General features: G+C 63.1%; 21 protein-coding genes. 5 read left to right on the forward strand and 16 right to left on the reverse strand.

Translation table 11 applies throughout. From position 1 onward, the window contains the following. Positions 1-2 precede the first annotated feature (2 nt). From ACLEJP_RS23015 to ACLEJP_RS23030, 4 genes are all read right to left on the reverse strand, one after another. Entirely contained in the window at positions 3-3089 is a 3087-nt protein-coding gene (locus ACLEJP_RS23015) for a MexW/MexI family multidrug efflux RND transporter permease subunit (protein ID WP_440810238.1), read from the reverse strand. Between the two features lie 9 nt (positions 3090-3098). Beyond that, positions 3099-4184 carry an efflux RND transporter periplasmic adaptor subunit gene (locus ACLEJP_RS23020; RefSeq protein ID WP_440810241.1) on the reverse strand — a complete coding sequence of 362 codons (1086 nt, stop codon included), beginning with the start codon at positions 4182-4184 and terminating at the stop codon, positions 3099-3101. A 140-nt stretch (positions 4185-4324) separates the two neighbouring features. Then, positions 4325-5476: an acyl-CoA dehydrogenase family protein gene (locus ACLEJP_RS23025; protein ID WP_440810244.1), complete on the reverse strand. Its 1152-nt coding sequence runs from the start codon at positions 5474-5476 to the stop codon at positions 4325-4327. Between the two features lie 250 nt (positions 5477-5726). Then, positions 5727-6065: a tautomerase family protein gene (locus ACLEJP_RS23030; RefSeq protein ID WP_440810323.1), complete on the reverse strand. Its 339-nt coding sequence runs from the start codon at positions 6063-6065 to the stop codon at positions 5727-5729. On the opposite strand from ACLEJP_RS23030, the gene ACLEJP_RS23035 reads away from it, so the two are divergent. Continuing rightward, positions 6052-7134: a CE1758 family FMN-dependent luciferase-like monooxygenase gene (locus ACLEJP_RS23035; RefSeq protein ID WP_440810247.1), complete on the forward strand. Its 1083-nt coding sequence runs from the start codon at positions 6052-6054 to the stop codon at positions 7132-7134. The genes ACLEJP_RS23030 and ACLEJP_RS23035 overlap by 14 nt on opposite strands. A gap of 17 nt (positions 7135-7151) precedes the next feature. On the opposite strand, the gene ACLEJP_RS23040 is transcribed toward ACLEJP_RS23035, so the two are convergent. The 6 genes from ACLEJP_RS23040 to arcD (ACLEJP_RS23065) form a co-directional block, all read right to left on the reverse strand. Continuing rightward, positions 7152-8660, reverse strand: a complete 1509-nt coding sequence (locus ACLEJP_RS23040) for a sigma-54-dependent transcriptional regulator (protein ID WP_440810249.1) — start codon at positions 8658-8660, stop codon at positions 7152-7154. Between the two features lie 82 nt (positions 8661-8742). After that, a complete protein-coding gene (locus tag ACLEJP_RS23045) occupies positions 8743-9111 on the reverse strand; it encodes a DUF5064 family protein (protein WP_440810252.1) in 369 nt (122 codons plus the stop codon). 56 nt (positions 9112-9167) lie between these two features. Continuing rightward, on the reverse strand, positions 9168-10097 hold the full coding sequence (gene arcC / locus ACLEJP_RS23050) for a carbamate kinase (protein WP_440810254.1): 930 nt from the start codon (positions 10095-10097) through the stop codon (positions 9168-9170). A gap of 170 nt (positions 10098-10267) precedes the next feature. Beyond that, positions 10268-11278, reverse strand: a complete 1011-nt coding sequence (locus ACLEJP_RS23055; RefSeq protein WP_225780574.1) for an ornithine carbamoyltransferase — start codon at positions 11276-11278, stop codon at positions 10268-10270. A 68-nt stretch (positions 11279-11346) separates the two neighbouring features. Then, complete coding sequence (arcA, locus tag ACLEJP_RS23060; RefSeq protein WP_440810255.1) at positions 11347-12600, reverse strand: arginine deiminase; 1254 nt, start codon at positions 12598-12600, stop codon at positions 11347-11349. 33 nt (positions 12601-12633) lie between these two features. Next, positions 12634-14061 carry an arginine-ornithine antiporter gene (gene arcD / locus ACLEJP_RS23065; RefSeq protein WP_440810257.1) on the reverse strand — a complete coding sequence of 476 codons (1428 nt, stop codon included), beginning with the start codon at positions 14059-14061 and terminating at the stop codon, positions 12634-12636. 434 nt (positions 14062-14495) lie between these two features. Here arcD (ACLEJP_RS23065) and arcD (ACLEJP_RS23070) point away from each other — a divergent pair, with 434 nt between their 5' ends. Further along, the gene (gene arcD, locus ACLEJP_RS23070; RefSeq protein ID WP_440810258.1) at positions 14496-15923 is read left to right on the forward strand and encodes an arginine-ornithine antiporter; all 1428 of its coding nucleotides are present in this window, start codon (positions 14496-14498) and stop codon (positions 15921-15923) included. Here arcD (ACLEJP_RS23070) and ACLEJP_RS23075 read toward each other — a convergent pair. The 6 genes from ACLEJP_RS23075 to gap all read right to left on the reverse strand — a co-directional run bounded on the left by ACLEJP_RS23075 (position 15903) and on the right by gap (position 22718). After that, positions 15903-16316 (reverse strand): YbaN family protein, encoded by a 414-nt coding sequence (locus ACLEJP_RS23075; RefSeq protein ID WP_440810261.1) that lies wholly within the window; start codon positions 16314-16316, stop codon positions 15903-15905. The genes arcD (ACLEJP_RS23070) and ACLEJP_RS23075 overlap by 21 nt on opposite strands. A 56-nt stretch (positions 16317-16372) precedes the next feature. Further along, the gene (locus ACLEJP_RS23080; protein ID WP_289134045.1) at positions 16373-16966 is read right to left on the reverse strand and encodes a biliverdin-producing heme oxygenase; all 594 of its coding nucleotides are present in this window, start codon (positions 16964-16966) and stop codon (positions 16373-16375) included. 158 nt (positions 16967-17124) lie between these two features. After that, complete coding sequence (locus ACLEJP_RS23085) at positions 17125-19713, reverse strand: TonB-dependent receptor (protein WP_440810265.1); 2589 nt, start codon at positions 19711-19713, stop codon at positions 17125-17127. Positions 19714-19999: 286 nt separating this feature from the next. Next, complete coding sequence (locus tag ACLEJP_RS23090; RefSeq protein ID WP_440810268.1) at positions 20000-20962, reverse strand: FecR family protein; 963 nt, start codon at positions 20960-20962, stop codon at positions 20000-20002. A 71-nt stretch (positions 20963-21033) separates the two neighbouring features. Next, positions 21034-21546, reverse strand: a complete 513-nt coding sequence (locus ACLEJP_RS23095; protein ID WP_440810271.1) for an RNA polymerase sigma factor — start codon at positions 21544-21546, stop codon at positions 21034-21036. 170 nt (positions 21547-21716) lie between these two features. Beyond that, on the reverse strand, positions 21717-22718 hold the full coding sequence (gap, locus tag ACLEJP_RS23100) for a type I glyceraldehyde-3-phosphate dehydrogenase (RefSeq protein WP_225780583.1): 1002 nt from the start codon (positions 22716-22718) through the stop codon (positions 21717-21719). Here gap and ACLEJP_RS23105 point away from each other — a divergent pair. The 3 genes from ACLEJP_RS23105 to ACLEJP_RS23115 all read left to right on the forward strand — a co-directional run bounded on the left by ACLEJP_RS23105 (position 22717) and on the right by ACLEJP_RS23115 (position 25762). Next, a complete protein-coding gene (locus ACLEJP_RS23105) occupies positions 22717-22911 on the forward strand; it encodes a hypothetical protein (RefSeq protein ID WP_440810273.1) in 195 nt (64 codons plus the stop codon). The genes gap and ACLEJP_RS23105 overlap by 2 nt on opposite strands. Positions 22912-22982: 71 nt before the next feature. Beyond that, positions 22983-24809: a phosphogluconate dehydratase gene (edd, locus tag ACLEJP_RS23110; RefSeq protein WP_225780584.1), complete on the forward strand. Its 1827-nt coding sequence runs from the start codon at positions 22983-22985 to the stop codon at positions 24807-24809. After that, positions 24806-25762: a glucokinase gene (locus tag ACLEJP_RS23115; protein WP_440810275.1), complete on the forward strand. Its 957-nt coding sequence runs from the start codon at positions 24806-24808 to the stop codon at positions 25760-25762. Before edd ends, ACLEJP_RS23115 begins: the two co-directional genes overlap by 4 nt. The last annotated feature ends 44 nt before the right edge of the window (positions 25763-25806 follow it).

Here is a 25806-nt window from a genome sequence, read left to right on the forward strand (position 1 = left end):
GATTATCCTCGCGCCGCGGCATCGATGGCCTGGCTGTCGCCATCGGTGACGGCCAGCGCCTTGGGCTGCCTGGTGGAACTGAGCAAGCTGTAGACCGTTGGCAGGATGAACAGGGTGAACAATGTGCCGATCAACATGCCCACGACAATGACCAGGCCCAGGCCGAAGCGGCTGTTGGCTCCCGCGCCAGTCGCGAAGATCAGCGGTGCGAGCCCCACTACCATGGCGGCGGTGGTCATCAGGATCGGGCGCAGGCGCACTTCGGCCGCATGGCGGATGGCTTCCAGTTTGCCCATGCCGTGGTGCATCTGCAGTTCGTTGGCGAACGCCACCATGAGGATGCCGTGTTTGCTGATCAGGCCGATCAGCGTGATCAGGCCGATCTGGGTATAGATGTTCAGCGAGGTGTAGCCCAGCGCCAGCGGCAACAGTGCCCCACAGATCGACAACGGTACGCTGATCAGGATGATGAACGGATCGATGAAGCTCTCATACTGGACTGCCAGCACCAGGTAGATGATCACCAGGGCGAAGGCGAAGGTCAGCATCAAGGTGTTGCCTTCCTGCACGTATTGCCGGGTGTCGGACTGCCAGTCATAGGTGTAGCCAGCCGGGAACCCTTTGGCCTGCTCGCTGAGGAAGGCCACGGCGTCGCCCAGCGTCACCCCAGGCATCGGAATTGCCTGCAGCGTCGCGGCGTTCTGCTGGTTGAACTGCGGGCGCAGGTTGGGCTCGACCTTCACCTTGATCGTGGCCAGGGTGGACAGTGGTACCAGGTTGCCGTGTTGATCCTTGACGTAGTAGCGGTTGAGCGCCTCGGGGGTCAGGCGGTCCTGCGGCAGCGCTTGCGGAATCACATCATAGGAGCGGCCATGGTAGGCAAAACGGTTGATGTACTTCTCGCCGATCAGGCTGTTGAGGGTCTTGCCGATATCGCTCATGCGGATACCCATGGCGTTGGCCTTCGCCCTGTCGACCTGCACCTCGACCACCGGGTTGTTGAAGTCCAGGTCGCTGTCGACCACCGCGAACAGGCCGCTGCTGCGGGCGCTGCTCTTGAGCTTGTCCATCACCTCGAACAACGACTGGTAGTCCTGATCACTGCGCACGACCATCTGCACCGGAAGGCCGCCCGTTGATCCCGGTAGCGGCGGCATCTGGAAGACGAAGATGCTGGTGCCCTCGATCTGGCTCACCCGCTGCTGCAGCAATGGCTGGATCTGGTTGGCGCTGCGTTCGCGCTGCTGCCAGTCCACAAGGTTGATGCCGCCAACGCTGTTGGAGATACCGTCGGTACCGTTGGCCACCCAATCGCTGTAGCCTTCGGGAAATTCCTGGAACACCTCGTGGAGCTTGCGGGAGAACGCTTCGACGTAGTTGATGTTGGCATGCTGCGGCGCCTTGATGGCGGTCAGCAGGATATTCTGGTCTTCCATCGGTGCCAGTTCGCTCTGCGCCGACTTGTACAGCACCGGCAGGCTGAAAAAGATCATCAAGGCGATGGCCAGGCTGATCCAGCGCCGGGATAGCGACATCCCCAGCAACTTGCCGTAGCGGTCTGCCAGCCAGTTGAAGAACGTTTCTGCCTTGTGCGCCATGTAGCCTTCGCTCGACTTGGCATCGAGCAGGCGGGTACTCATGATCGGAGACAGCGTGAGCGCTACGATACCGGACACCACCACCGAGCCGGCCAGGGTCAGCGCGAACTCCTTGAACAACGTTCCGGTCAAGCCGCCCATGAGGCCGATCGGGGCATAGACCGCAGCCAGCGTGAATGTCATCGCCACCACCGGGCCGGCCACCTCGCGGGCACCAAGCAAAGCCGCCTCGAAGGGGGTCTTGCCCTCCTCGATATGGCGGTGGACGTTCTCCACCACGACGATGGCGTCATCCACCACCAGGCCGATGGCCAGTACCATTGCCAGCAGCGTCAGCAGGTTCAGGCTGAAGCCGAACATCTGCATCAGCACGGCGGCACCGAGCATCGACAACGGAATGGTGACCAGGGGAATCAGCACCGTGCGGAAAGTGCCCAGGCACAGGTAGATGACCAGGACCACGATGACCAGCGCTTCGATCAAGGTATGGGTAACCTCGTCGATGGACGACTGGATGAAGTGAGCCACCTCGAACGGGATCTGCACCTTGACGCCTGGCGGCAGGGTCTTCTCGATCTCGGGGATCAAAGCCTTGACCGCATTTACGATGGTCAGCGGGTTACCGGTAGGTGCCGCATCGAGGCCCAGGAACATGGCCGGGACCGCGCTCATGGCACCGCTGGTGTCGAACGAGGCTGCGTTGAGCTCGACGGTGCCGACGTCACGCACACGAATGATGTTGCCATTGTCGTTGCGCAGGACCATGTTCTTGAAGTCGTCGACACTGGTCAGGTCGGTGTTGACCCGCAGGTTGCTGACCACGTACAGGCCCTTGACCTGACCAGGAGCGGCCTGGAAGTTGTTTTCCCTGATCGCGTCAGCCACGTCCTGGCCGGTAATGCCATAGCCCGCCAGCAGGTCGGGGTCGAGCCACAGGCGCATGGACAGGGTTTGCCCACCCAGGACATTGATCTTGGCCACACCATCGATACCCGAGAACATCGGCTCGACTACCCGCGAAATGTAGTCGGCCACCTCGGGCATGGACAGTTGTTCGCTGGAAAACGCCACGTAGGCGACGCTGGTGAAACCGCCCGAGGTACGCTCGATCACGGGGTCATAGGCTTCTTCGGGCAGCTTGTAGCGGATCTGGTTGACCTTGGCCATCACCTCGGTCAGGGCGTTGATCGAGTTGCTGTTGAGCTGCATGCGCACGGTCACCAGGCTCTTGCCCTGGGTCGAAGTGGACGACAGGTAGTCGATACCCTCGACCGAGGCCACGGCCTGGCTGATCGGCTGTGTCACGAAACCCTGCATCAGTTCCGACGAGGCGCCTGGATACTGGGTAGTGATGGTGATGGTGGAGGTTTCCAGCATCGGGTACTGACGCACCGGAAGCTTGTTGAAGGCCATGATCCCGAACAGCAGGATCAGCGTGCTGACCACCAGCGCGAGGACCGGCCGGCGCAGGAAAACATCAGTGAAGTGCATGGTCGTTCCTCAGCGCTGGACGTTCAGGCGCACGGTGTCGGCTACCGGCTCGATGGCCACACCGTCCTGCAGTTTGATTTGCCCGGAGGTCACCACCTCGTCACCGGCCTGCAGCCCCTTGAGCACCACCGCCAGGCCATCGCGGCGCTCGCCGATGCTGATGTTCTTGCGCCGCACCTTCTTCAGGCCGTCTTCCGTGTAGCTGACGAACACGCTTTCGCCATAGGCGTTGTAGGTGATCGCGGTCTCGGGAATGACCAGCTCGTCCTTGCCTGGCAGCTGCACTTTCACCTTGGCGTACATGCCGGGGCGCAGTTTGTCCTGATGCTTGTCGAGCAAGGCCTGGACCCGTATGACATGGGAATTGTTGACCTGCGGATCGATGGCGCCGATCACCCCTTCGAACTTCTCATCGCCCCATGCATCGACTGTCACTTCCACATGCTGGCCCTTGACAATACTGGCGCTGTCACGCTCGGAGACGGTGAAGTTGACCCGCAGCCGGTCAAGATCGGTGAGCGTGGCCAGCGGCCGGCCCGCCTGCACGTAATCGCCCAGGTGAACCTGGCGGATGCCCAGCTCCCCGGAGAACGGTGCACGGATGGTCTTCTGCGCGATCTGGGCCTGCATGTTCTCGAGGTTGCCTTTGGCGGCATCGAACTGGGCACGGGCGCTGTCCAGTGCCCGCTGGCTCTCGGCGCCGTTTCGCGCCAGTGTCTGCAAGCGGGTGTAGTGGGTTCTGGCGGCATCGAATTCGCCGCGCAAGCGGGTCAGTTCACCCTCTTCGGGCGATGTATTGAGCCTGACCACCACATTGCCGGCCTTGACCTTGTCACCCGAGTCAAAGGCCAGTGCGACCACCTGGCCACTGACTTCCGCCGTCAGCAGCACCTGCTGGCTCGCTTCGATCTGGCCGATGGCGACCTGGTAATAGGTGTATGGCACCTGCTTGACCTGCGCCAGTGCCGCCGGTACCAGTACGGGGGCAGGCGCCGGCTCTTCTCCATGAGCCATGTAGCGCAGCGTGAAGCCTCCCAGTACGGCAAGTGTCACCACCGATGCCGTTACCTTTCCGAGATAGTGTTTCGCACGCATGACTTACCCCCTGTCGCCTGGGACGGCGACCACCTGGAAATTCAACATTCAAGAAACTCCAACCTGCATCAGTCCTGGCCCGGCCGGCCTGGCCGGGAGCTGCTCGACTGACTGTCAGTAATGCGCGACCACGGTCGCGATCAATAGATCTTGCTGGTCTGTGCCTTGCCCAGATACAGCTTGCCCAGGCCGAAGAGGTTCAACGGCGAGAGGACAAAATGCTTGGAGCCCACATGGATATCGCGAAGGCAGCGTTCCAGTTCGCATGCTTTGTAGACCGCCTTGGAGCCGGTCAGCCCATGCAGCTGGTTCACCGCATTGACGGCGTACTCGTTGAGGAGCGAGGCGGCCAGTGCGACGCGGACGTTGAGGCCATCGCCATCAGCCTGCTGGGCCTGCGTGATGGCATCCTCGAGCAGCAGTTGCGCGGTGTGCAGCTGCGCCAGCACGATACCGGTCTTCTCGCTGGTCAGTGCCGCCACGCCTTCATCGCCCGGCAGGGTGCGCTCGTCACGGAAATACGCCAGGGCGGCCTTGGCCACGCCGAGCACGGTGCCCATCGCGGCGATCGTGCCGAAGTCGTAGTAACCCACCTTGTAGGCCAGGGACTCACGAGGCGCAGGCGCCTTCTTCAGTGCTTCGGTGTTGACGCAGTAGTGGGCCGGTACCCAGACATTGCTGCATTCGAAATGATTGCTGCCGGTTCCGCGCATGCCCAGTACGTCCCAGGTCTTGATGATGCGGCAGTCGGTGCGTGGTACGAAGAACATGCGCACCTGGGGTTCCGTGCCATCGGCAACTTCCTGGTGGAGTGTCGCCGTGCACACTAGCCAGTCAGCATGTGCCGAACCGCTGGCGAAGCCCCACTTGCCACTGACCCGGTAACCACCGTCGACCGCGATCGCCTCGCCACCCGAATGGATCGCACCGACGACGAAGCCATTGCAGGAACTGTAGATTTCACGAGCCGCCTGCTCTGGCAGGTAATCGGCGAGCCGCCCCATGGCGACCTGCACCATGACCTGCCACGAGACCGAGGCGTCAAGGGCAGCAAGACGCTGGATAATTTGCGAGATGACGCGGATGTCCAACTGCTGGCCACCAAACGCCTTGCTGACGCACAGACGGGAAAAGCCCAGCTTGAACAGCTCGGCCATGACCTCGGGGTGGGTTTCGCCTTGCGCTTCGGCGTAATCCCGGTGCTGCAGAATCAGCGGCCGGACCGCTTCGATACGCGCCATCCATTCTTCTGCCTCGGCAGGCAGGTCACGCCACTGCATCAATGTCTTCATGTTCAGCTCCTTGCTGTTAGGGATTAAACCTTGGGTCCGTATCGACATCGAACAAGGCCAATGTACGCATACAGTCGTACTGTTGCAAGTCTTTCGTACAGTCCTTCTGTAAACGGCGTTTTTCGAATGACACTTGTGCAATCAAGGCGCAGAACACCGTGAACCGTCGGTTCGCTCAGGGCATTGCCGAATATATGTAAGGCTTTGCATAGAAAGGGCACGGTGCCATGCACCGTGCCTGCGGCAGGCTTCAACGCTCGTCGAAAGGGATCCCGCCCTTGGCCTTGTCGCCAGGTTGTGCTTCCACGATCTGCACCACCACGTGTTCGCGGGCTATCTCGAAACTGCTCGCAACAGCCTCGGTCACCGAGCGCAGCAGTTTCTTCTTCTGCTGTTCGGAACGGCCTGCAGTTGCGTAAACAATGACCTCTGGCATGACGTATCTCCTTTGTCCGGCTATCCATGAGTGCCGCGACGAGGTGGCGGCGACGGGATGATCATACGCTCGGGAAAAGGAGTTGAACAGTTCGCGTACAGGCGTACAATCAAGAAAAACGTTAGCCCTGGAGGCAAGGATGCAATTCGGAATCTACAGTGTTGGCGATGTGACCCGCGACCCCAGCACTGGTCGTACCCCGAGCGAGGCCGAAAGGCTGCAGGCCATGGTCCGCATCGCCCTCAAGGCCGAGGAAGTCGGCCTCGATGTGTTCGCGACAGGAGAGCACCATAACCCGCCATTCGTGACGTCGTCGCCCACGACACTCCTGGCCTTTTTAGCCGCGCAGACTTCACGGCTGATCCTGTCCACCTCGACCACGCTGATCACCACCAACGACCCGGTGCGCCTGGCTGAGGAATATGCCGTGCTGCAGCATCTCTCGGGCGGGCGCATGGACCTGATGCTGGGGCGCGGCAACACGGCGCAGGTCTACCCCTGGTTCGACAAGGACATCATGCAGGCGCTGCCGCTGGCGCTGGAGAACTACGACCTGCTGCACCGGCTCTGGCGAGAGGAAGAGATCGACTGGGAAGGGCGTTTTCGCGCACCGCTTCGTCGTTTCACCTCCATTCCCCGGCCACTGGATGGGCTGCCGCCGTTCGTCTGGCATGGTTCGATTCGCACACCGGAAATCGCAGAACAGGCGGCGCGCTATGGGGACGGCTTCTTTGCCAGCCATATCCTCTGGCCAAAAGGCCATTTCCAACGGCTGGTCGCGTTCTACCGCTCGCGCTACGCCTACTACGGCCACGGCACCGAGCAGGACGCTATAGTCGGCCTTGGGGGGCACATCTTCGTCAACCGTCAGTCCCAGGTCGCACGCGAGCGTTTTCGTCCGTTCTTCGACAACGCACCGGTGTATGGCCACGGTCCATCGCTCGAGGAGTTCATGGAGCAGACGCCATTGTCGGTCGGCAGCCCTCAGGAGATCATCGACAAGACCCTGACTTTCCGCGAGCAGTTCGGCGATTACCAACGGCAACTGTTCCTGTTCGACCATGCCGGTATTCCATTGCCCGAGGTGCTGGACATGCTCGAGCTGTTCGGTAGCGAGATCCTTCCGGTGCTGCGCCGTGAAACAGCGAGGGCGCGTGACGCCAGAGCAGCCCCGGCGCCGACTCATGCGCGGCGCCTGGCAAGCATGACCGCGCTCCAGTAGGGCCGATGTTCGTTCACTCAAGCCTTGCCCGGTATTCCATATTTACGCAGGCGCTGGGCAATGGCGGTATGTGAGGTTTGCAAGCGCCCGGCCAGTTGCCGCGTCGAGGGGTAGCTGGCGTACAGGCGTTGCAACAACTCGCGCTCGAAATCGGCCACGGCCTGTTCCAGGCTGGCCACTTCGCCATCCTGTCCGCGCGCGACCGAGGTGCCGGCGATGTCCAGGTCGCCGATATCCACCAGGTTGCCTTCGCAGATGGCAGCCGCGCGGAAGATCACGTTCTGCAACTGGCGCACGTTGCCTGGCCAAGGGTTGGCCAGCAGTGCGGAATGGGTGGCCGGGGTCAGCCGGCAGGGCGGGCGCTGGATCTGCGTGCAGGCCTGCTGCATGAAGAAATGCGCCAGCATCAGGATGTCCTGGCCTCGGTCGCGCAACGGTGGCACCTGCAGGTTGAGCACGTTGAGGCGGTAGAACAGGTCTTCACGGAAGCTGCCGTCGGCGACCATGCGTTCCAGGTCACGGTGGGTGGCGCTGATGATGCGTACATCCACCTTCACTTCACGGTCGCCGCCCACCCGGCGGAAACTGCCATCGCTGAGAAAACGCAGCAGCTTGGCCTGCAGGTACGGCGACATCTCGCCGATTTCATCGAGAAACACCGTACCCTGGTTGGCCAGCTCCATCAGCCCGGGCTTGCCCCCTCGTTGCGCGCCGGTGAAGGCACCCGGGGCGTAGCCGAACAGTTCGCTCTCGGCCAGGCTCTCGGGCAGCGCGGCACAGTTCAGCGCCAGGAAAGGCGCCGCGTGGCGGCTGCTGATGGCGTGGCAGGCGCGGGCTACCAGCTCTTTGCCGGTGCCGGTTTCGCCGTGCACCAACAGCGGCGCATCGAGCGTCGCCACGCGCAAGGCACGGGCCTTGAGGGTGCGGATCGCCGACGATTCGCCGAGCAACGCATCGAAGCCCTCGGCATGGTCGTGGTGCAGGGCCGACAGGCGTTCACCCATGCGCGTGGGCGGGTACAGCGTCAGCAGGCCACCGGCGTTGGTGATCGGCGTGGCGTCCAGCAGCAAGCTCTGGCCGTTGAGCTGCATCTCGCGCATGGGCAGGTGGAAGTTGTTGTCCAGCAGGGCCTGCAGCAGCGCCGGGTCGCCGAACAGTTCACCCACCGAGCGCTCGGCTGATTCGCGGCCGCACAGCTCGATCAGCGCCGGGTTGGCCAGCAGCACCGTGCCGGCACTGTCCACGGCCAGCACCGGGTCGCTCATTGCCGCCAGCAGGGCATCGAGCTGCAGGTGGCGGCGTTGGCCGGGGAGGATGTCGACCACGTCCACCGATTGCACGCCATGCACCTCGAACAGCGCGTCGTGCAGTTCTTCAAGCACGGCGGGGCTGAGCGTGGGGGCGTCGATGTAGACGTTCGGCGGGACCATCTCCACTGCGTCCAGGTTGAGGTTGCGGGCGCCGAGCAGGGCGAGTACTTCCTGGGTGATGCCGACGCGGTCGATGAAGCTGACGTGGATGCGCATGGAGAGCTGCGGTGGTGGCTGGGGAGGGGGGTAGTATGCCTTAACATCGTCGGGGCCGCTTTGCAGCCCCGAAATGGTGGCATCACTCCAGGTGTTCAGGCTTGATCGGGTCGCCCGACTTCACATCGAGTTTTTCGCGAATGTCCGCGAACATCTGGTCATAGAGCTTGTGCGGCGAACCCAGGCTCTCGAATTTCTTGGGCGGCGCCAGGTACGACTGGGCCTTGCGGCTCAGTACCATGAGAAAGTTGGGTAGTACCTGATCCTTGGCCAGGAAGAATTTTTCATCGACTGTCTTGCCTTCGATGTTGCCATGCATCTTGAACTGGATGCCTCGGCCTTCCTTGGGGTCCGACACTGCCTCGTATTCGATGTTCAGGTCATAGCTGTGGTCGTTCTTGTTCAGCGCGGTGCGCTCGATGTGTACATGACCGGGGTGGTACTGGGCCATGGCAAGCTCCTCTGGAAGGTCGAAAATGGCGGGCAGCAAGCGCCCGCCCACTGCTTTCAACGGTAGCTGATACCCGGCTTCGCGGTGGAAACCCGTGTACCGGCGGTGCCTTTGACGATGTCTTCGATTTTTTCCAGCGAACTGATCACCGCCACCTTGCCCGTGTGGCGGGCAAAATCGCAGGCGGCCTGCACCTTCGGGCCCATGGAACCGGCGGCGAAACCAAGGCGTTCGAGTTCGTCGGGGTGGGCCTGGGCGATGGCTTTCTGCGTGGGTTTGCCCCAGTCGATGTAGGCAGCATCGACGTCGGTGGCGATGATCAGCAGGTCGGCATCCAGCTGCTCGGCCAGCAGGGCCGAACACAGGTCCTTGTCGATCACCGCCTCGATACCCTTGAGCTTGCGGTTCTCGTCGTACATGGTCGGGATGCCGCCACCGCCGGCGCAGATCACGATGCTGTTCTTTTCCAGCAGCCACTTGATCGGGCGAATCTCGAAGATGCGCTTGGGTTTCGGGCTGGCCACCACACGGCGGTACTTGTCGCCGTCGGCCTTGACCACCCAGCCTTTTTCCTTGGCCAGGCGCTCGGCCTCTTCCTTGCCATAGACCGGGCCGATGAACTTGGTCGGGTCCTTGAAGGCGGGGTCGTTGGCGTCCACCTCCACCTGGGTCAGCAGGGTGGCGAACGGCACTTCGAAGGCCAGCAGGTTGCCCAGTTCCTGCTCGATCATGTAACCGATCATGCCCTCGGTTTCGGCACCCAGCACGTCCAGCGGGTACGCCTCGTCGGGCTTGTAGGAGAGGCCCTGCAGCGACAACAGGCCGACCTGCGGGCCGTTGCCGTGGGCAATGACCAGCTCGTTGCCAGGGTGGATCTTGGCGATCTGCTCGGTGGCGGTGCGGATATTGGCGCGCTGGTTCTCAGCGGTCATGGGCTCGCCGCGACGCAGCAGGGCGTTGCCGCCCAATGCAACAACGATACGCATGGGGAATGTCCTTTAACGAAAAGTATGAGCTGCCGCTACACGGAGGTTGCAGGGTTCCTGTGGGAGCGGGCGTGCCCGCGAAGAGGCCAGGCCAGGCACCATCACTGGTGCGGCTGACGCATTCGCGGGCATGCCCGCTCCCACAAGTACAGCGCAGTCCGCGGACAGGCTTACAGGTCAGCCAGGGTCGAAACCAGGATCGCCTTGATCGTATGCATGCGGTTTTCCGCCTGCTCGAAGGCGATGCAGGCCGGCGACTCGAACACGTCGTCGGTCACTTCGATACCATTGGCCAGGTCCGGGTACTGTTCGGCGATCTGCTTGCCCACTTTGGTTTCGGAGTTGTGGAACGCCGGCAGGCAGTGCATGAACTTGGTCCGCGGGTTGCCGGTGGATTTCATCAGCTGGCTGTTGACCTGGTACGGCTTGAGCAGCTTGATGCGCTCGCCCCAGGCTTCGATCGGCTCGCCCATCGATACCCAGACGTCGGTGTGCACGAAGTCCACACCCTTGACTGCGGCAAGCGGGTCTTCGGTGAGGGTGATGCGCGCGCCGCTTTCCTCGGCGTACTTGCGGCAACGCTCGACCAGGTCGTCATGCGGCCACAGCGCCTTGGGCGCGGCGATGCGCACATCCATGCCGAGCTTGGCACCGATCAGCAGCAATGAGTTACCCATGTTGTTGCGGGCATCGCCCAGGTAGGCGTAGCTGATGTCGTGCAGCGGCTTGTCGCTGTGCTCGCGCATGGTCAGCACGTCGGCAATCATCTGGGTCGGGTGGTATTCGTCGGTCAGGCCGTTGAACACCGGCACGCCAGCGTACTTGGCCAGCTCTTCGACGATTTCCTGCTTGAAGCCACGGTACTCGATGGCATCGTACATGCGCCCGAGCACGCGGGCGGTGTCCTTCATGCTTTCCTTGTGGCCGATCTGCGACGAGTTGGGGTCGATGTAGGTGACGTTGGCGCCCTGGTCATAGGCGGCCACTTCAAAGGCGCAGCGGGTACGGGTGGAGGTTTTTTCGAAGATCAGGGCGATGTTGTTGCCCTTCAGGTGCTGTTGCTCGGTGCCGGTGTACTTGGCGCGCTTGAGGTCGCGGGACAGGTCCAGCAGGTAGCGCAGCTCACGGGTGGTGTGGTGTTCCAGGCTGAGCAGGTTGCGGTTGTGAATGTTGAACGCCATGACGTATCTCCTTGAGTTTGGTGAACGCCCCGGCCGCCGCTGGGTGTGGGCGGCCGGGGTGATGGTCGTTAGTAGTCGATGGGGTCGCGCACGATCGGGCAGGTCATGCAGTGGCCGCCGCCACGGCCGCGGCCCAGTTCACCGGCACTGATGGTGATGACTTCGATCCCGGCCTTGCGCAGCAGGGTATTGGTGTAGGTGTTGCGGTCGTAGCCAATGACCACGCCCGGCTCGATGGCCACTACGTTGTTGCCGTCGTCCCATTGCTCACGCTCGGCGGCGAAGCTGTTGCCGCCGGTTTCGACCACGCGCAGCTTGACCCCCAGTTGCTCGCCCACCACCTCGATGAACGACTTGTGTTCGCGGCGCACGTCCATGCCGTACGGCTTGCTCTCGTCCGGGCGGATGATGAACGGCACGATTTCCCTGACCACTTCCGGGAAGACCGTGACCAGGTCGCGGTCGCAGAAGCTGAACACGGTATCCAGGTGCATGGCGGCACGCGATTTTGGCAGGCCGGCAACAATGACCTTTTCCACCGCGCCCTTGGCAAACAGGTTCTGTGCCAGCTGGCCGATGGCCTGGCGCGAGGTGCGCTCGCCCATGCCGATCAGCACGATGCCCTTGCCGATCGGCATGACATCGCCGCCTTCGAGGGTGGACTGGCCGTGTTCCTTGTCCGGGTCGCCGTACCAGACCTGGAAGTCGGCGTTGGTGAACTGTGGGTGGAACTTGTAGATGGCGGTGGTCAGCAGGGTTTCCTGGCGTCGCGCCGGCCAGTACATCGGGTTCAAGGTCACGCCGCCGTAGATCCAGCAGGTGGTGTCACGGGTGAACTGGGTGTTCGGCAAAGGTGGCAGGATGAAGCTGGAGTGGCCCAGGTAGTCGTTGTACATCTTGACCACATCGGCACCTTCGCTTTGCGGCAGGTCCTGCCCGGCGACGCCGCCGATCAGGAACTCGGCCAGGTGGCGCGGTTCGAGGCCTTCGAGCCAGCTGCGCACTTCGTTGGTCAGGCCGACACCGACGGTGTCGGGGGTGATCTTGCGGTCGAGAATCCACTTCAGCGCTTCGGGTTGCTGGACGATGTCGGTCAGCAGGTTGTGCATTTCCAGCACGTCCACGCCACGTTCGCGCATCTTGGTGACGAAGTCGAAATGGTCACGCTTGGCCTGGTCGACCCAGATCACATCGTCGAACAGCAGCTCGTCACAGTTGCTCGGCGTCAGGCGCTTGTGCGCCAGGCCCGGCGAGCAAACCATCACTTTGCGCAGTTTGCCGGCTTCGGAGTGGACACCGTACTTCTGTTTTTCAGCGGACATGGTTTCATTCCTCCAATTGAACGATGACGTGGGTCAAAGGGTCAGGAAGCCGTCGTACAGGCCGAAGGCTGCCACCAGGGCACCGATGACCACGGCTGCGAAGATCAGTTTTTCCACGTTGGTGAAGACAGGCTGGCCAACCTCACGCTTGGCCTTGGCGAACAGGATCGCGCCAGGGGCGTAGAGCAGGGCCGAGAGCAGCAGGTATTTCACGCCGCCGGCGTACAGCAGCCAGATGGCGTACACCAGGGCGATGGCACCGATGATCAGGTCCTTGCGCCGTTCGGCCAGGGCCTGTTCGTAGGTTTCGCTGCGCACTGCCAGCAGCACGGCATAGGCTGCCGACCACAGGTAGGGCACCAGGATCATCGACGTAGCCAGGTAGATCAGCGACAGGTAGGTGCTGTTGGAGAACAGCGTGATCACCAGGAAGATCTGCACCATGGCGTTGGTCAGCCACAGGGCGTTGGCCGGCACCTGGTTGGCATTCTCGCGGCGCAGGAACTCCGGCATGGTGTGGTCCTTGGCCGCGGCGAACATGATCTCGGCGCACAGCAGTACCCACGACAGCAGGGCCCCGAGCAGCGAGATGATCAGGCCGACGCTGATCAGCACCGCGCCCCAGTGGCCGACTACATGTTCCAGCACGGCGGCCATCGACGGGTTCTGCAGCTTGGCCAGTTCCGGTTGGGTCATGATGCCCAGCGACAGCACGTTGACCAGTACCAGGAACAGCAACACGGTGACGAAGCCGATGACCGTGGCCTTGCCCACGTCGGAGCGCTTTTCCGCCCGCGACGAGAAGATGCTCGCGCCCTCGATGCCGATGAACACCCACACGGTGACCAGCATCATGTTGCGTACCTGGTTCATCACGCTGCCCAGTTCGGGCGTGCCCAGGCCCCAGATGTCGGCGGTGAAGATGTCGAGCTTGAAGGCGAACAGGCAGATCAGGGCGAACAGCACCAGCGGCACCACTTTGGCCACGGTGGTGACCAGGTTGATGAACGCCGCTTCCTTGATGCCGCGCAGTACCAGGAAGTGCACCGCCCACAGCAGCACCGAAGCGCCAATGATGGCGGCTGGCGTGTTGCCTTCGCCGAAGATCGGGAAGAAGTAGCCCAAGGTGCTGAACAGCAGCACGAAGTAGCCGACGTTGCCCAGCCAGGCGCTGATCCAGTAGCCCCAGGCCGAAGAGAAGCCCATGTAGTCGCCAAAGCCGGCCTTGGCATAGGCGTATACCCCGCCATCCAGGTCAGGCTTGCGGTTGGCCAGGGTCTGGAACACGAACGCCAGGGTCAGCATGCCGACCGCCGTGATGGCCCAGCCGATCAGTACCGCACCGACGCCTGCGCTGGCCGCCATGTTTTGCGGCAGCGAGAAGATACCGCCGCCAATCATCGAGCCGACGACAAGTGCAACTAACGCGCCGAGTTTTAGTTTTCCGGATGCATCAGACATTTAACGACTCCTGCCAGGAGAAAGTTGACGACAGGGTAAATCCGTCGCCGTTGCCATACGCTGACTTGGATCAGCTCATGGCGACGTGAAGTGGGAAATTTCCTTCACGTTGCTCCTGGAGAGTGCCGACAACTTGTGCTGCAGGCCTTGCACGCTGGCACCTCCATGTCCCCTCTAGAGCAAACGCTCTGTTCAGCCTGCGATGCTTGAAGCTAGCCGCTTTTGTCGCTTTCGCAAATTTTTGCCGAGAATTTTCAGTTTTAACCAGTTGCTTTCCTAGTTGCATTGCAGCTGCTAGTTTTATCTCGAAGGTGTTATAGACAATGTAGTTATGAATGCTATAGCTTCCTTGCTTACTATCAGTATAAGTAACCTCATCCATATGGCCCGAGTGGCTGTTGCAAACCTATGACGGCGCGCAAAAAAGGAGGCGCATGAGCGAATCGGGACAGAAGCTGCGCCTGGGCGCGCTGATCGCGTTGGTGGTCGGCTCGATGATCGGCGGCGGTATCTTCTCGCTGCCGCAGAACATGGCGGCGCGTGCGGAGGTGGGGGCGGTGCTGATCGGCTGGGCCATCACGGCGGTCGGCATGCTGGCCCTGGCGTTCGTGTTCCAGACCCTGGCCAACCGTAAGCCAGAGCTGGACTCAGGGGTTTACGCCTATGCCAAGGCCGGCTTTGGCGACTACATGGGCTTCTCTTCGGCCTGGGGCTACTGGATCAGCGCCTGGCTGGGCAACGTCGGCTATTTCGTGTTGTTGTTCAGCACCTTGGGCTTCTACTTCCCGGCGTTTGGCGAGGGCAACACGCCGCTCGCCATCGGCTGTGCCTCGCTGCTGCTGTGGGCGGTGCACTTCCTGGTGCTGCGCGGTATCAAGGAAGCGGCGTTCATCAACCAGGTGACCACCGTGGCCAAGGTCGTGCCGCTGCTGATCTTCGTGGTGATCGCGCTGTTCGCTTTCCGTGCCGATATCTTCACCCGCGACATCTGGGGCCTGGGCAACCCGCAGTTCGGCAGTGTGCTGGAGCAGTTGCGCAACATGATGCTGGTGACGGTGTTCGTGTTCATCGGCATTGAAGGTGCCAGCGTGTATTCCGGCCGTGCCCAGCGCCGTTCGGATGTGGGCAAGGCCACGGTGATCGGCTTTCTCGGGGTGCTGGCGCTGCTGGTGCTGGTGAATGTGCTGTCGCTGGGGGTGATGACCCAGCCGGAGCTGGCCGGGTTGCAGAACCCGTCGCTGGCCTCGGTGCTGGAGCATATCGTCGGGCCCTGGGGCGCCCTGCTGATCAGTATCGGCCTGGCGGTTTCGTTGCTCGGCGCGCTGTTGTCGTGGGCACTGCTCTGTGCCGAAATTCTCTACGCCACGGCGCGGGACAAGACCATGCCGCGGTTCCTGGCCAAGGAAAATGCCAACCAGGTGCCGGCCAACGCCCTATGGCTGACCAACTGCATGATCCAGGGTTTTCTGCTGATCACGCTGTTCTCTGCCGGTACCTACACCAGCCTGATCTACCTGGCTTCGTCGATGATCCTGGTGCCGTACCTGTGGTCGGCGGCCTACGCCGTACTGCTGGCGGTGCGTGCGGAAACCTATGCCGGGCAGCCAGCGCTGCGTCGCAAGGACCTGCTGGTGGCGCTGGTTGCCTTGCTGTATGCCATCTGGCTGCTCTACGCCGGTGGCCTCAAGTACCTGTTGCTGTCAGCGCTGCTCTATGCCCCCGGGGTGATCCTGTTTGCCAGGGCCAGGCATGAGCAGGGCCAGGCGCTGTTCACCCGTTGGGAAAAGCTGATTTTCGCCGCCGTGCTGGCAGGCGCCGCGTTCGCTGCCTATGCCTTGTATTCAGGGCTGCTGAGCCTGTGATGGGGCAGGGCAAGGATGTTCCGGGCGTGACCAGATCCACAGGTTGCCCAGGGCCATGCCGGCGATGGCCAGGTACACCGGCCAGTGGTGCTGCAGAAGCGTCAGCATCAGCCCTGCGCACAGCAACATGCTGAGTGTCGCACTGACTTTCGCGCGCCGCCGGATCACCTTGCCATTGCGCCAGTTGGACAGGGTCGGCCCGAACAGCCGGTGGTTTTCCAGCCAGGCCGACAGGCGTGGCGAACTGCGGGTAGCTGCCCAGGCGGCCAGCAGGATGAATTCGGTGGTTGGCAGGCCGGGAATCACAATCGCGACCAGGCCCACGCCCAGGCTGACATAAGCCAGGATCGCATACAGCACGCGGGCGAGTTTCGAGCGGGCGGGTCGGGTCATGGTCTCACTGCATAAAAAGCGGTTCGGCCACCGACAGGGTGGCCGGGTATGGCGTATCAAGCCAGCGCGGCATCCGTAGCATAGGCGTGCCTGAGCAGCTCGGTGAAGCGTTCGAAGGCAGCCACCGCGCCGCGTTCTGCTGCAGCCTCGTCGTCGGCCGACAGTGCCAGGCCATCAAGAATACGGGTGAAGTGTTTCCAGCCTTCGGCCCGGCCACCGGCCGGCTCGCCCAGGTGGCGAGCACCGAAACTGTCGGACAGGCCCAGGGCCATGGCACGCTTGATCAAAAACGCCGCGCCCAGTTTGGAGCCTTCGGAGACGAAGATCCAGCCCATTGCCTCACCCAGGCCTGGATTGCGCAGCGCACCGGGTAGCGCGGGTGGCACTTCGGTGGCCAGGTCGGCGAGGTCCAGGCGGGCCTGTTCGGCACGGCAGCGCTCGGCCAGGTCGGGGACGATGGCGATCAGTTGCGGGTCGTTGTAAAGGGGCTGCAATTCGGCCTGGAACAGGTACTGGGCGACCACGAAACGGGCAAAGCTCTCGCGGCTGTCGAACGGAGCGTGGGATTTGACCAGGGCATCCAGTTCGGCGTGCGGGGCATGGGTGATCTGGTTCAGGCGTTGGGAACGCAGGGCTGGGCGGTCGGTCATGGGAAATCCTTGGAAAAAGGGCTCTAGAGACAAGACGAAACAGTACGGGGGCGACGGTAAAAAAAATCTGCGATCTATGCCTGCAGTGCCGGCCTCTTCGCAGGTGAGCCCGCGGCGAGGCCGGCACTGAAGAAACAACCTGTCAGTGCCAGTCCAGGTCAGATGTCCCAGACCACATTGATGCCGAAGTTGCGCCCCGGCATGCTCAGGCGGTCGATGTTGGCTGGCTGGGTCACTGCCGCTTCGCCCTGGCCGTCGTAGCTGCGCACCGAATCCCACTGCCAGTACTTCTTGTCGGTGAGGTTGTACAGGCCAGCATTGATGGTGACGTCGTCGCTGACCCGGTAGTAGCCGGTCAGGTCCAGCACGCCGTAGCCCGGGGTGCGGAACTTGCTGCCGGAGCCGTCGGGCGAATGGAAGGTGCTGTCGTCGATGCGGGTCTTGCGCTTGACCAGTGTCCAGCTCAGCAGGCCACCGTATTGCGGTTGCTCGTAACCGAGGCCGAACACACCCTTGAGCGGGTTGACGCTGTTCAGCGGCGCGCCGCTGTCGTCGTTGCGGCCGTAGGCGTAGGCAAGCGAGCCCTGGCCGTACAGGCCCTGCGGCGCGCCGAAGCGGTCGAGGTTGAGGCGGCCCTTGAACTCGGCGCCCTTGATGGTGGCGTGCTTGATGTTGCTGGCGCGGAAAGTCTGCTCCAGGTTGGCGCTCTGCACGGCGTCTTCATCGATGAAGTCGCGGTACTTGTTGTAGAACACCGCCACATCGAAGCTGCCGGCGTCGAAGTTGCCGCGCAGGCCGGTTTCATAGCTCTTGCTCTTCTCCGGTTCCAGGCCCGGGTTGCCTTCCACGCGGTAGCCCTGGTCGAGGTTCTGGAATTTGCCGAACATGGCTTTGGCGGTCGGCGTGCGGAAGCCTTCCGCGTACTGGCCGTACCAGGTGTAGTTTTCGTTGAAGGCGTAGGTGAGGCCGAACTTGGGCGAGACACGGTGCCACGTCCTGGTGGAGTCGTCCAGGGAGGTGGGCGCCGCACCGGTTGATTCCAGGCCGCGCAGGTATTCCTCGGTGAACCTTGGCTCCATGCGCGTGTAGTCGTAGCGTGCGCCGGGCAGGAAGGTCCAGTCGTTCCAGCGGATTTCATCCTGCACGAACAGGCTGTAGGTGTTCACGGTCGGGTCCGGGAAGTCGCTGACCAGGGCCTGGCCATCGGCCGGGCGGTCGGCGCCGGCGGCAGGGCAGCCTGCGCCAACGGCCAGGCAGGTACCGGTGCCGCTGCGCGAGCCGGTGACCTTCTCATGCCTGAGGGTGGTGCCGTAGGTCAGCAGATGGTCGGTGGCAGCCAGGCTGAAAGCCTTGTCCAGTTGCGCGTCGAACACCCATTGGCGGTCCTTGTAGAGGGTATCGCGGGTGCGCAGTACCTGGCGGGTGAAGGGCGCATAGATTTCCTCGGTGTGCTGGTCGGTCTTGGCGATCTGGTAGTTGAGGCTCCACTTCATGTGCTCGGCAAGCGGCGATGCCAGGCCAAGCTCATGACTGATGCCGAAGCGCTCACGGGTGATGGTGTCGTTGCCGGTACGTGCCTTGTAGAAGCCCATGCCATTGGCGCCGCCGGTGAACGGCCCGCCCACTGCGCTGAGGATGTTCTGGTCGCGGTCATCCTTGTAGCGCTCGTAGGTAAAACCGAGGCGCGCATCGTCGGCGTAGTCCCAACCCAGCTTGGCCAGCACGTTGGTGGTGCGCGCGTCCATCGGGTTGGCTTCGCTACGCGACAGCCCTTCGCCGCCGTGGCCGCCGTGGGTCTCGGTTTCGTGGCCGTTGCGCTGGCTCAGGTGCAGCAGGCCGTCGAAGTCGCCCTGGCGAGCGGCGACTGTGGCGGAGGTCAGCCAGCTTTCGTCGGCCGAGCTGTAGCCGCTCTTCAGGCGGGCACCAGCGTCCTGGCCGGGCTTGATGATGTCGTCTGGGTCGAGGGTGAAATAGCTGACCGCGCCGCCGATGGCATTGCTGCCGTACAGCACCGAGGCCGGGCCGCGGAGGATTTCCACGCGTTTGACGATTTCCGGGTCGACGTAGTTGCGCTGGGTCTGGGCGTAGGGCCCGTAGAAGAAACTGTCGGGGATCGACACGCCGTCGACCTGGGTGAGGATTCGTTCACCGTCGATACCACGGATGTTGTAGCCGTTCAGGCCGCTGCGCTGGCCGGTGCCGGCCACTGACACGCCGGGTTCGTAGCGCACCAGGTCCTGGATAGTGTTGACGTTCTGCCGGTCCAGTTGCTCGCGGGTCTGTACGCTTACGGTACTCGGCACCTGGCTGACGTCCTGGGCGCTGCGGGTGGCGCTGACGGTGACCTGCTGCAGGGCGACCACGCTGCTGCCAGCCTGGCGTTCGAGCACCACATTGCCGTTGCCGATCTTGCGTACGCCCAGGCCGGTGCCGTGCAGCAGGCGCTTGAGTGCGGCTTCCGGCAGCAGCGAACCCTGCACCCCTGGCGAGACTACGCCGTCGGCCAGCTCGGCGCTGAAGCCGACTTGCCAGCCGGTGGCCTGGCTGAACGCATTGATGGCCGTCACCAGTGGCTGCTGGCCGATGTTGAAGCGGTATTCGCCCATGCGCGGGCTGCTGGCCTGGGACGGCTCGGCGGCCAGCGCCGGCAGGCTGCAGGTACCGCTGGCGAGCAGGGCCAGTGTGAGCAGGGACAGTGGCCCTGTACGGCGGGTAAGGGTGGAGGGGCGGGTAGGACCTGTGGACATCGAAAGCGCTCCCTGACGCGCGGACTGTTATAGGTGTTGGCTGTTCTCGTCTTTGAACAAGAATCAGTCGCATTGGCTATAACGAGACGAGCGAGGCGGCGCGACCGCGTAAAAATAAATACAAGAAGCCAGCGCATTACCTGCAGGAGCGGATTTATCCGCGAACCAGGCGACGCGGTGGATGGCACCGGCCGTGCTGGTGATCGCGCTTGAAGCCGCTCATAAGGTGATGTTTTAAGGCGCGGTGGAGCGGGCTCGCCGGCGATCGGGCCGGCCAGGCAAAGGATCAGTTCAGGATGACCAGCGCCGGGTACTCGTGCAGCCGGGCCGAGGTGATGTGGGCCAGCGCACGCAGGGTTTCCAGGGGCTGATCGAGGCGGTAGTTGCCGGTCACCGTCACGTTTTCCAGCTGCCTGTTGCGGTTGATGATCCAGCCTGGGTAATAGCGCCGCAGTTCGGCCAGCACCTGGCTGAGCGGGCAGTTTTCAAACACCAGGCGGCCATCGACCCAGGCCAGGTCCTTGTGCAGGTCGGGGCGCTGGCGCTGGCCGAAGCCATGGGGGCCGACACTGATACTCTCGCCGGCACCCAGGCTGATACGTTGGTCGCGGTCGCCCTGCAGGTCGATATCGCCGCGCTGCACGCGCACTTGTGCCTCACCGTCGAGATAACGCACGGCAAAGTCGGTGTCGCGCACCTGCGCGCGCAACGGCCCGGCCTGCACTTCCAGCGGTCGCCGTGCACCCCCGGCCACCTGGAAATAAGCCTCGCCTTGCAGCAGACGGGCAACCTGGCGACCGTCGTGATGCTCGCTGGCGAATGCCGTATCGGTGTTGAGCAGCACGTTCGCCCCGTCGTCCAATTGCAGGCGCTGGCGTTCGCCGACCACCGTCAGGTGGTCCGCCTGCAGGCGCATGGGCAGGTTGCCGAGTGTGCACAGCCCTGCCAGCAACAGCGCCGCCGTAGCCAGTGGCTTCCAGTGACTGCGCAGACGCCCGCGCCATGAGCGGCGCTGTTGCTGATGCATCTGCGTGGCCAGCTGGTGCAGCGGTGCGCCATTCCACAGGGCTTCTGCCGCCACGAAGGCTTCGGCGTTTTCCGGCGCCGCGCTGAGCCAGGCTGCAAAGGCCTGGGTATCCTCGGCATCCGCGCATTGCAGGCGCACCAGCCAGTCCAGCGCCTCGTCCATGGCACGAGCACGGGCGCTGGGCCCGGCGGGTGACGGGCGGGGGGCGGGGCTATCGGTCACGGTGAATCCCTGAATGGTCTTTTTGCGAATGATCAAGGCTGCGGCGGGCAGTGGCAAGGGCTTGGCATGCCTTACTTGAGTCGGTCGGCAACACCCATGCAGATCGCCATGATCAGTTTCAGTTCCTTCTGCACCGTGCTCGGCGAAACCTTCAGCTGTTCGGCAATTTCCAGGTAGGTGGCGCCATGCAGGCGGCTGAGGATGAAGATACGCTGCTGGCGTTGGCTCAGTTGGCCAAGGCTGACGCTCAGTTGCCTGAGCAATTGTTCGGCATGGGCGGCGTCTTCGCTGCTGCTGGCTGGCGCAGCCACGCTGTGCAGAACCTCGTCGGACACGTCGTCGACCAGCATGCGCGACTGCACCCGGCGTGCACGCAGGTGGTCGAGGGCCAGGTTGCGCGCGGTCTGGAAGACGAACGGTTCGATGTGTTCGACCGGCCGCTCAGCGAGGGCGCGCGACACCCGCAGGTAGGTCTCCTGCAGCAGGTCCTCGGCCGTGTTCGGGTTGCCAACCATACGCTGCAGGGTGCGCAGCAGACTCAGGCGCTGGACGAGGAAGACGGAATTGAACCGGGACTGACTCACGAGGTGACCTGGCCGACAAAAGGTTAATGATAATGCTTATCATCCGTGTCGAAGGTCAAGCTTGGAAATGTTAGGAAAAGGTAAAGATTGTGAGTACCGCACCTTGCGCGGTCCCTGTGCAGCAGCGGCCTTGCGTCGCGATGGCGCGCAAGGCGGCTGCTGTCCGGCGCTCAGCCGGCGCGGCACAGCGCCAGGCAGTTATCCAGCATACGGTTGGAGAAGCCCCACTCGTTGTCATACCAGGCCAGCACCTTGAGCATGCGCCCGTTGGCCCGGGTATGGTTGGCATCGAAGATCGACGACAGCGGGTTGTGGTTGAAATCGCAGGAAACCAGCGGCAAGGCGTTGTAGCCCAGCACCCGCGAATGTTTGCTGGCTTCGAGGAACAGCTGGTTGACCTGCTCGGCCGTGGCCTCGCGCTTGAGGTTGACGGTGAGGTCCACCAGCGACACGTTGATCACCGGCACGCGCACCGCCATGCCGGTCAGCTTGCCGGCCAGTTCCGGCAGCACCAGGCCCACCGCCTCGGCGGCCCCGGTCTTGCTGGGAATCATCGATTGGGTTGCCGAGCGTGCGCGATACGGGTCGCCATGGTACACGTCGGTCAGCACCTGGTCGTTGGTATAGGCATGGATGGTAGTCATCAGGCCCTGCTCGATGCCGAACTCGCGGTGCAGCACCTGGGCGATCGGCGCCAGGCAGTTGGTGGTACACGAGGCGTTGGAAATGACCTGGTGCGAGGCCCGCAGCACATCATGGTTGACACCGTATACCACCGTGGCATCGGCGCCCTTGGCGGGTGCCGAGACGATCACCTTGCCTGCCCCCGCAGCCAGGTGCGCTGCGGCCTTGGCGCGCTCGGTGAACAGCCCGGTGCATTCGAACACCACGTCGATCGCCTCGGCCTTCCAGGGCAGTTCGGCCGGATTGCGGATGGCGCTGACGGCGATACGGTCGCCATTGACCGTCAGGCTTTCGTGGTCGGCCTCGACGCTGGCGTCGAAGGTGCCGTGCACGCTGTCGTACTTGAGCAGATGGGCGTTCATGGCGCTGTCACCCAGGTCGTTGATGGCGACGACTTGCAGGTCCTGGCGGTAGCCTTGGGTATACAGTGCGCGCAGGACATTGCGCCCGATGCGGCCGAATCCATTGATGGCGATGCGTAGAGTCATGGCAGTACCTCTGGCAGTCCGAGTGAAACCTGTGGCACAAAGGAGCTTCACTGAAACGGTTTTGTTGTTGGAATTACAAGATTATTCACTGGCGGATAGAAAACAAGCCTTTTTAATGGCAGTATTTTGTTTAAACATACAACGAGTGGTTGGGCAGCGTGCCTTCACCGATGCAGCGGGCTCCTCTTCTTGAGCCTAGGCCGCAATCGTTTGGAGGGAAAATGCCTGGTAAACCGCCCTTACAATTAGCCTGGAGTCCAGTACATGCATCCGCGCATCCTTGAGGTCACCCAGCGGCTGGTCGAGCGCAGCCGTGCCACCCGCGAACGCTACCTGCAGCTGATTCGCGGCGCGGCCAGCGAAGGCCCCATGCGTGCCAGCCTGCAATGCGCCAACTTCGCCCATGGCGTGGCCGGTTGCGGCAGCGAGGACAAGCAGACCCTGCGCCTGATGAACGCGGCCAACGTGGCCATCGTCTCGGCCTACAACGACATGCTCTCGGCGCACCAGCCCTACCTGCACTTCCCCGAGCAGATCAAGCAGGCCCTGCGCGAGGTCGGTTCGGTCGGCCAGTTTGCCGGTGGCGTACCGGCCATGTGCGACGGCGTGACCCAGGGCGAGCCGGGCATGGAACTGGCGATAGCCAGCCGTGAAGTCATCGCCATGTCCACCGCCGTGGCCTTGTCGCACAACATGTTCGACGCCGCGCTGATGCTGGGCATCTGCGACAAGATCGTCCCCGGGCTGATGATGGGCGCACTGCGCTTTGGCCACCTGCCGACCATCTTCGTCCCCGGTGGGCCGATGGTGTCCGGCATCTCCAACAAGCAGAAGGCTGACGTGCGCCAACGCTACGCCGAGGGCAAGGCCAGCCGCGAGGAGCTGCTGGAATCGGAAATGAAGTCCTACCACAGCCCGGGCACCTGCACCTTCTACGGCACGGCCAACACCAACCAGCTGGTGATGGAAGTGATGGGTCTGCACCTGCCCGGCGCCTCCTTCGTCAACCCGTACACGCCGCTGCGTGACGCGCTCACTGCCGAGGCCGCGCAGCAGGTCACGCGCATGACCAAGGCCAGCGGCAACTTCATGCCGCTGGGCGAAATCGTCGATGAGAAGGCACTGGTCAACTCCATCGTTGCCCTGCATGCCACTGGCGGCTCGACCAACCACACCTTGCATATCCCGGCAATTGCCCAGGCGGCGGGGATCCAGCTGACCTGGCAGGACATGGCCGACCTCTCCGAAGTGGTGCCGACCCTGTCCCACGTCTACCCCAACGGCAAGGCCGACATCAACCACTTCCAGGCGGCTGGCGGCATGGCTTTCCTGATCCGCGAGCTGCTCGATGCCGGGCTGCTGCACGAGGACGTCAACACCGTGGCCGGTCATGGCCTGCGTCGCTACACCCAGGAACCGTTCCTCGACGACGGCAAGCTGGTGTGGCGCGAAGGGCCGCAGCACAGCCTGGACGAAAGCATCCTGCGCCCGGTGGCCCGACCGTTCTCCGCCGAAGGCGGCCTGCGGGTGATGGAAGGCAACCTTGGTCGAGGCGTGATGAAGGTGTCCGCGGTCGCCCCGGAGCACCAGGTGGTCGAAGCCCCGGCGCGGGTGTTTCACGACCAGCAGTCGCTGGCCGATGCGTTCAAGGCCGGCGAGCTGGAGCGCGACTTCGTCGCCGTGGTGCGCTTCCAGGGCCCGCGCTGCAACGGTATGCCAGAACTGCACAAGCTCACGCCGTTCCTCGGTGTGCTGCAGGATCGCGGCTACAAGGTGGCGCTGGTCACCGACGGGCGCATGTCTGGCGCCTCCGGCAAGATCCCGGCGGCCATTCATGTCTGCCCAGAGGCGTATGACGGTGGCCCGCTGGCGCGGGTGCGCGACGGTGATATCGTGCGGGTTGATGGTGTCGAAGGCACGCTGCGGGTAATGGTGTCGGCCGAAGAACTGGCCAGCCGCGACCTGCCGCCAGCGCCCCAGGGCAACGACCTGGGCTGCGGGCGCGAGCTGTTCGGCTTCATGCGCATGGCGTTCAGCCCGGCAGAGCAGGGCGCCAGCGCCTTCACCTCGGCCCTGGAGAACCTCAAATGAAGGACCTGCTGGTTGGCGACATCGGTGGCACCAATGCCCGTTTCGCGTTATGGCGTGACAACCAGCTGCATGCGGTGAAGGTTTTCGCCACCGAGGACTACACCAGCCCGGAACAGGCCATCGAGGCTTACCTTGAAGGCCTGGGCATCGCTCGCGGCGGCGTGGCTGCTGCCTGCCTGGCGGTGGCCGGGCCGGTCAATGGCGATGAGTTCCGCTTCACCAACAACCATTGGCGCCTGAGCCGCCAGGCGTTCTGCCAGCGGCTGCAGATCGGGCAGTTGCTGTTGATCAATGACTTCACTGCCATGGCGCTGGGCATGACCCGCCTGCGCGATGGCGAGTTCCGCGAAGTGTGTCCGGGCCAGGCCGACCTTTCGCGCCCGGCATTGGTCATCGGCCCGGGTACCGGTCTGGGTGTCGGTTCCTTGTTGCGAGTGGGCGAGCGTTGGTGCGCCTTGCCAGGCGAGGGCGGGCACGTCGACCTGCCGGTGGGCAATGCCCGCGAAGCAGCGATTCACCAACAGATTCACGCCCAGATCGGCCACGTCAGCGCCGAAACCGTGCTCAGTGGCGGTGGCCTGCTGCGCCTGTACCAGGCCATCTGTGCACTGGACGGCGACACACCCCGACACAACACCCCGGCGCAGATCACCGATGCTGCGCTGGCCGGTGAACCGCGGGCGCTGGCGGTGATCGAACAGTTCTGCCGATTCCTCGGCCGCGTGGCGGGTAACAATGTGCTGACACTGGGTGCGCGCGGTGGGGTCTATATTGTCGGCGGTGTGATCCCGCGCTTTGCCGAGCTGTTCCTGCGTAGCGGGTTCGCCACCAGCTTTGCCGACAAGGGTTGCATGAGCGGTTATTTCGCCGGGGTGCCGGTATGGCTGGTGACGGCCGAGTTTTCCGGGTTGCTGGGGGCAGGGGTGGCCTTGCAGCAGGCGCTGGAACACTGATTGGTGATGGGGGGCCGCTGCGCGGCCCCGATAGCAGGCGACGA

It is taken from the genome of Pseudomonas sp. SMV7, assembly GCF_052041995.1.
Lineage (GTDB): Bacteria > Pseudomonadota > Gammaproteobacteria > Pseudomonadales > Pseudomonadaceae > Aquipseudomonas.

Coding starts and splice junctions, on each gene's coding strand:
- ACLEJP_RS23015 (WP_440810238.1), bottom strand. CDS start 3,089: ATGCACTTCACTGATGTTTTCCTGCGCCGGCCGGTCCTCGCGCTGGTG.
- ACLEJP_RS23020 (WP_440810241.1), bottom strand. CDS start 4,184: ATGCGTGCGAAACACTATCTCGGAAAGGTAACGGCATCGGTGGTGACA.
- ACLEJP_RS23025 (WP_440810244.1), bottom strand. CDS start 5,476: ATGAAGACATTGATGCAGTGGCGTGACCTGCCTGCCGAGGCAGAAGAA.
- ACLEJP_RS23035 (WP_440810247.1), top strand. CDS start 6,052: ATGCAATTCGGAATCTACAGTGTTGGCGATGTGACCCGCGACCCCAGC.
- ACLEJP_RS23040 (WP_440810249.1), bottom strand. CDS start 8,660: ATGCGCATCCACGTCAGCTTCATCGACCGCGTCGGCATCACCCAGGAA.
- ACLEJP_RS23045 (WP_440810252.1), bottom strand. CDS start 9,111: ATGGCCCAGTACCACCCCGGTCATGTACACATCGAGCGCACCGCGCTG.
- arcC (WP_440810254.1), bottom strand. CDS start 10,097: ATGCGTATCGTTGTTGCATTGGGCGGCAACGCCCTGCTGCGTCGCGGC.
- ACLEJP_RS23055 (WP_225780574.1), bottom strand. CDS start 11,278: ATGGCGTTCAACATTCACAACCGCAACCTGCTCAGCCTGGAACACCAC.
- arcA (WP_440810255.1), bottom strand. CDS start 12,600: ATGTCCGCTGAAAAACAGAAGTACGGTGTCCACTCCGAAGCCGGCAAA.
- arcD (WP_440810257.1), bottom strand. CDS start 14,061: ATGTCTGATGCATCCGGAAAACTAAAACTCGGCGCGTTAGTTGCACTT.
- arcD (WP_440810258.1), top strand. CDS start 14,496: ATGAGCGAATCGGGACAGAAGCTGCGCCTGGGCGCGCTGATCGCGTTG.
- ACLEJP_RS23075 (WP_440810261.1), bottom strand. CDS start 16,316: ATGACCCGACCCGCCCGCTCGAAACTCGCCCGCGTGCTGTATGCGATC.
- ACLEJP_RS23080 (WP_289134045.1), bottom strand. CDS start 16,966: ATGACCGACCGCCCAGCCCTGCGTTCCCAACGCCTGAACCAGATCACC.
- ACLEJP_RS23085 (WP_440810265.1), bottom strand. CDS start 19,713: ATGTCCACAGGTCCTACCCGCCCCTCCACCCTTACCCGCCGTACAGGG.
- ACLEJP_RS23105 (WP_440810273.1), top strand. CDS start 22,717: ATGGCAGTACCTCTGGCAGTCCGAGTGAAACCTGTGGCACAAAGGAGC.
- gap (WP_225780583.1), bottom strand. CDS start 22,718: ATGACTCTACGCATCGCCATCAATGGATTCGGCCGCATCGGGCGCAAT.
- edd (WP_225780584.1), top strand. CDS start 22,983: ATGCATCCGCGCATCCTTGAGGTCACCCAGCGGCTGGTCGAGCGCAGC.
- ACLEJP_RS23115 (WP_440810275.1), top strand. CDS start 24,806: ATGAAGGACCTGCTGGTTGGCGACATCGGTGGCACCAATGCCCGTTTC.